The organism is Aromatoleum sp. (assembly GCF_035254505.1).
GTDB lineage: Bacteria > Pseudomonadota > Gammaproteobacteria > Burkholderiales > Rhodocyclaceae > Aromatoleum.
In genome coordinates, this window is record NZ_DATFAO010000070.1 from 1 (window position 1) to 5,421 (window position 5,421).

The window sequence follows — 5,421 nt, forward strand, 5'->3', positions numbered from 1 at the left end:
GCGAAGCTCGGAGCCGAAGTCCACGTGCTGGTGGCCGGCGCGAACTGCGGCGCTGCCGCGGCCGAGGCCGCGAAGATCGCCGGCGTCGCCAAGGTGCGCGTCGCCGACGCCGCCCACTACGAAGGCCAGACCGCCGAGAACGTTGCGGCGCTCGTCGTCGCGAATGCCGCGGGCTACAGCCACATCCTCGCCCCCGCGACCGCCAACGGCAAGAACGTCGCTCCGCGCGTCGCAGCCCTGCTGGATGTCGCGCAGGTCACCGACATCGTTGCAGTGGAATCGGCTGACACCTTCGTGCGCCCGATCTATGCGGGCAACGCGATGGCGACGGTGAAGTCGGCCGACGCGGTGAAGGTGCTGACGGTGCGGACGACCGCCTTCGAAGCGGCCGGGCAGGGTGGTGCCGCGGCAGTCGAAGCTGTCGCTGCTGGCCCCGATCTGGGCCTCACGACCCTCAAGGGCCGCGAACTCACGAAGAGCGCCCGCCCCGAGCTCGGCGCCGCCAAGATCATCGTCTCCGGCGGCCGAGGCCTCGGCAGCGGCGAGAACTACCACCAGCTGCTCGAGCCCCTCGCCGATGCCCTCGGCGCGGCCCTCGGTGCTTCGCGCGCCGCGGTCGACGCGGGCTACGTGCCGAACGACTATCAAGTCGGCCAGACCGGCAAGATCGTCGCGCCGCAGCTCTACATCGCGGTCGGCATCTCCGGTGCGATCCAGCATCTGGCGGGGATGAAGGACTCCAAGGTGATCGTCGCGATCAACAAGGATCCCGAAGCGCCGATTTTCCAGGTAGCCGACTACGGTCTCGTGGGTGACCTCTTCGAAGTCGTACCGGAGCTGGCCAAGGCAGTCGCCTGACCGTTTCACAAGAACGATAACAAGCCGCAACAGGACTGCGCCGATCGGGCGCAGTCCTTTATAAAACAGGTATCGGGAGAAAGAACACATGAGTCAATACACTGCACCCATCCGTGACATGCAGTTCGTGATGCGCGAACTCGCAGGTCTGGACGAAGTTGCGCAGCTGCCTGGTTGCGAGGAAGTGTCGCCGGATCTGGTCGACGCGATTCTCGACGAAGCCAACAAGTTCGCCAGCGGCGTCCTCGCTCCTCTGAATCGGTCTGGCGACCAGGAGGGGGCACGGTGGGAAGAAGGCAAGGTCTTTACGGCAACCGGATGGAAAGATGCCTATCGCCAGTTCACCGAAGCCGGCTGGACGGCACTTGCCTGCGAACCCGAATTCGGCGGCCAGGGCCTGCCGAAGCTGGTTGCCACTGCAGTGATGGAAATGTGGAAGTCGGCCAACATGGCGTTCTCGCTGTGCCCGATGCTGACGAACGGCGCGATCGAAGCGATCACGCTGACCGGTACCGACGAACAGAAAGCCACTTATCTGCCGAAGATGATCAGCGGCGAGTGGACCGGCACGATGAACCTCACCGAACCGCAGGCTGGTTCGGATCTCGCTGCCGTCCGCACCCGCGCTGAACCGCAAGGCGACGGCACGTACAAGATCTTCGGCCAGAAGATCTTCATCACCTATGGTGAACACGACCTCACCGACAACATCATCCACCTCGTCCTCGCGCGTCTGCCGGACGCGCCGGAAGGCGTGAAGGGCATTTCGCTCTTCGTGGTGCCGAAGTTCATGGTCAACGCGGACGGCACGCCGGGTGCCCGCAACGACGTCCATTGCGTGTCGATCGAGCACAAGCTCGGCATCCACGCGAGCCCGACCTGTGTCCTGGCCTTCGGCGACAAGGGCGGCGCCATCGGCACGCTCGTCGGCGAGGCGAACCGCGGTCTCGAATACATGTTCATCATGATGAACGAAGCCCGCTTCGCGGTCGGCATGGAAGGCCTGGCGCTATCCGAGCGCGCCTACCAGCACGCGCTGGGCTATGCGAAGGATCGCGTGCAGGGCACCGAAGTCGGCGTCCGCGGTGGTCCGAAGGTTTCGATCATCCATCACCCCGACGTCCGCCGCATGCTGATGTCGATGAAGTCGCAGACGGAGGCGATGCGCGCGGTGGCCTATGTGGTCGGTGCTGCGACCGACGTCGCCCACGCGCATCCCGACAGTGCGGTGCGTGCGCAGAAGCAGGCTTTCGTCGATCTGATGATCCCGGTCGTCAAGGGCTGGCTCACCGAAAATTCGATCGAGGTCAGCTCGACCGGCGTGCAGGTTCACGGCGGCATGGGCTTCATCGAGGAGACCGGCGCGGCTCAGCATTTCCGTGATTCGCGTATCACGACCATCTACGAAGGCACGACCGCGATCCAGGCAAACGACCTGATCGGCCGCAAGATCGCCCGCGAAGGCGGCGCCACCGTGAAGGCCGTGATCGGCGAAATGCGCCGCGTAACGGCCAAACTGGCGGAAGAATCTTCGGATTCCTTCATTGCGATGCGTAAATCCCTGGAGGCAGGCATCGCCGCGCTCGAATCGGCAGTCGAGTACATCCTCGCAACTTACGGCAAGGACGTGAAGGCCGCATCGGTGGGTTCTGTGCCCTTCCTGAAGCTGTTTGGCATCGTGGCCGGCGGTTGGCAGATGGCCCGTGCGGCCTTGATTGCGCAGGCACGCCTGGCGGAAAATGCGGATGGCGCTGACTTCTACCGGACTAAGATCGTCACGGCGCGCTTCTACGCCGACCACATCCTGCCGCAGGCTCAAGGACTGGCTTACACGGTGGCCAACGGTGCGCTGAGCGCATTGGAACTCACCGAAGATCAGTTCTGAGGCCGGAGAGGGGAGGGAGGACTCTCCCTCCCTTCAGCCGATAAAAAAGCCAGCTCGCTTACGCGGCTGGCTTTTTTTACAGCGGTGGAACCGCTTACTCGACCTTCGCCTTAGCGCGCAGGTCCACGATGTGCTTCTCGATCTTCTGCTGCTGCAGACGCTGTTCGAGCTGCGGCTTCACCGTGGCGAAATCCGGGGCCTTGAGGTCGCGGACGTCGTCCAGCTGGATGACGTGGTAGCCGAACTCGCTCTTGACCGGGGTCGCGCTGTACTGTCCCTTCTCGAGCTTGACCAGCGCTTCGGCGAACGGCTTCACGAACATGCCGGGGTTGCTCCAGCCGAGGTCGCCGCCATTGTCCTTCGAGCCGGGATCCTTCGACTGCTTGGCGAGGGTCTCAAACTTCTCGCCGGCGCGCAGTTTGGTGATGATGGCCTTGGCTTCGTCTTCGGTTTCCACCAGTACGTGGCGGGGCTTGTATTCCTTGGAGCCCATCTGGCCCTTGATGGTCTCGTATTCCTTCTTCAGGTCGGCTTCCGAAACCGGATTGGCCTTCACGTAATCCTGAATGTAGGCACGGAGCAGCACGGCCTGGCGGGCGAGGTCCATCTGGGCCTGGATTTCCGGCTTCTTGTCGATGCCCTTCTTCGCCGCTTCCTGGGCGAGCACTTCACGACGGATCAATTCTTCGCGCACAGCGTCGTGCAGTTGGGGGCTGTCCGGCGCCCCTTGCGAGCGCTGTTCGTTCAACATCACGTCGGCGCGAGTGGCGGGAATTGCGGTGCCGTTGACCTTGGCAGCCGGCGCCGGCGCAGCGACGGCTGCATGGGCGATCAGACCGGCGATCAGGCCGAAAGCGAGACGGCTGGGAAAACGTTTCATCAAAGTTCCTTTCGGGTAGGTTGAGAGTTGGCCTCTTCGGCCGTCAGTGCACCATCGATTGCCAGGGCATGAACGCTTGTGCGCATCAAGTCGCCCAGCGCGTCGTAGATCATCCGCTGCCGGGCAACCTTGGTCTTGCCCGCGAAGCGATCAGAAACAACGGTCACGCGGTAGTGGCCGCCGCTGCGCGCCCCCGCATGGCCGGCGTGAAGGTGGCTGTCGTCGCCGATGTCTACCGACAGCGGCTCGAGCGCCGCGAGGCGCGTCCGGATCTCGTCGATCACGCTCATGGCAGCACTTTCTTGAACGGGCGCACGCTGGTGCGGGCGAAAACAGCGTCACGGACGTACGGGTCAGCCGCGAGCCAGGCCTCCGCTTCTGTCTGCGACGAAAACTCCGCAACGACGAGGCTGCCGGCGAATCCTGCCGGGCCGGGGTCGGGCGAGTCGATCGCGGGCATCGGTCCTGCGATCAGAAGGCGCCCTTCGTCACTGAGCGCCTGGAGCCGGGCGAGATGTGCGGGACGTGCTGCCATGCGCTTGTCGAGCGAACCGGGGCTGTCTTCCCCGATCATTGCGTAAAACATCAGGTTGTTTCCTCGTTCATGTGTCTGGAAAGGTAGAAACCCTGGAGGATCACGAACAGCAGCATCAGCCCGGTGCCGCCGAACAGCTTGAAGTTGACCCAGGTCTCTTCGGAAAAGTTATACGCGACATACAGGTTCAGCCCGCCCATGCAGGCGAAGAAGGCCGCCCAGGCGAAATTGAGACGCGGCCAGACTGGCTCGGGCAGGCGCACTTGCGCTTCGAGCATCTTCCGAATGAGATTGCGTCCCAGAACGAGGTCGGAAATCAGCAGGGTGCCGGAGAACAGCCAGTAGAGCGCAGTCGGCTTCCACTTGATGAAGGTCGGGTTATGGAAGAAGAGGGTTGCGCCCCCGAATACCGTAATGATCGCGAGGCTCACCCACAGCATTGCATCGACCTTTCGGTGACGCATCCACACCCACGCGATCTGCGCGAACGTCGCGACGATGGCGACGGCCGTGGCAATGAGGATGGGTGCCTGGGAGGCTTCGATGCCGCTGCCGAGCCAGCGGGATGCGAGTTCGAAGGCTGTTGCCTGACTGCTGCCTGCAACCTTGTATGCACCGAAGAATAGGATGACGGGAAGCAGATCGAAAAGAATCTTCATGCGGAAACATTATATCGGGTCGTTGTACCGACCGGTTCAGGCTTCGCCCAAATCGCTGTCGGCTCCGAGCATTCTAGCCCGGCCGGCGCGTTTCCCATCAAGGGGAAGATGCAGAATTGCCCGCAAGCCGCCGCCTTCCCGCCCGGCGAGTTCCAACACGCCGTGGTGCGAAGCGATGATGCGCTCGACGATCGCCAGCCCGAGGCCCGCGCCCTTGGTGTTCGAACGGGCGTTTTCGAGGCGGGTAAAGGGGTGTCGCATCCGTTCGCGCTCCCCTTCGGGAATGCCCGGCCCGCGATCGGCGACTTCGACGAGAACCTCATGCTCCCGTCGATCGAGCGTGATGGTGATGGGCTTGTCTTCCCCTGCGTAGCGCACGGCGTTGTCGATGAGGTTCAGTACGGCCCGGCGCAGGGGCAGTGGTCGCACAAGGTGGACAAGGCTTTTCGGCACGTCGAGCGCGATGTTGATGCCGCGGAGCCGATAGGGCTGTGCGATGTCCTGCAGCATCGCGGCGATGTCCGTGGCCTGCATCGGCTCCTGCGGCTCGCCGCGTCCGAAATCGAGAAACTGCCCGATGATCCGGTCCATTTCCTCGACGTCC

The 5,421-nt window shown here is 63.4% G+C and carries 7 protein-coding genes; 2 read left to right on the forward strand and 5 right to left on the reverse strand.

The genetic code is table 11. From position 1 onward, the window contains the following. Together VJ673_RS14200 and VJ673_RS14205 are read left to right on the forward strand one after the other, a co-directional pair. The coding region (locus VJ673_RS14200; protein WP_324126781.1) for an electron transfer flavoprotein subunit alpha/FixB family protein at nt 1-858 on the forward strand (858 nt) is incomplete at its 5' end. A gap of 88 nt (nt 859-946) precedes the next feature. Then, entirely contained in the window at nt 947-2,743 is a 1,797-nt protein-coding gene (locus tag VJ673_RS14205; protein WP_324126782.1) for an acyl-CoA dehydrogenase, read from the forward strand. A gap of 94 nt (nt 2,744-2,837) precedes the next feature. Here VJ673_RS14205 and VJ673_RS14210 read toward each other — a convergent pair whose 3' ends face one another. From VJ673_RS14210 to VJ673_RS14230, 5 genes are all read right to left on the reverse strand, one after another. Next, nucleotides 2,838-3,623 carry a peptidylprolyl isomerase gene (locus VJ673_RS14210; RefSeq protein ID WP_324126783.1) on the reverse strand — a complete coding sequence of 262 codons (786 nt, stop codon included), beginning with the start codon at nt 3,621-3,623 and terminating at the stop codon, nt 2,838-2,840. Further along, on the reverse strand, nt 3,623-3,913 hold the full coding sequence (locus VJ673_RS14215; protein WP_324126784.1) for a BolA family protein: 291 nt from the start codon (nt 3,911-3,913) through the stop codon (nt 3,623-3,625). Before VJ673_RS14215 ends, VJ673_RS14210 begins: the two co-directional genes overlap by 1 nt. Continuing rightward, a complete protein-coding gene (locus VJ673_RS14220) occupies nt 3,910-4,209 on the reverse strand; it encodes a YciI family protein (RefSeq protein WP_324126785.1) in 300 nt (99 codons plus the stop codon). The genes VJ673_RS14215 and VJ673_RS14220 overlap by 4 nt, the downstream gene beginning before the upstream one ends. Continuing rightward, complete coding sequence (locus VJ673_RS14225; protein ID WP_324126786.1) at nt 4,209-4,817, reverse strand: septation protein A; 609 nt, start codon at nt 4,815-4,817, stop codon at nt 4,209-4,211. The genes VJ673_RS14220 and VJ673_RS14225 overlap by 1 nt, the downstream gene beginning before the upstream one ends. 36 nt (nt 4,818-4,853) lie before the next feature. Further along, nucleotides 4,854-5,421: ATP-binding protein (locus VJ673_RS14230; RefSeq protein WP_324126787.1), on the reverse strand; the 568-nt coding region annotated here is incomplete at its 5' end.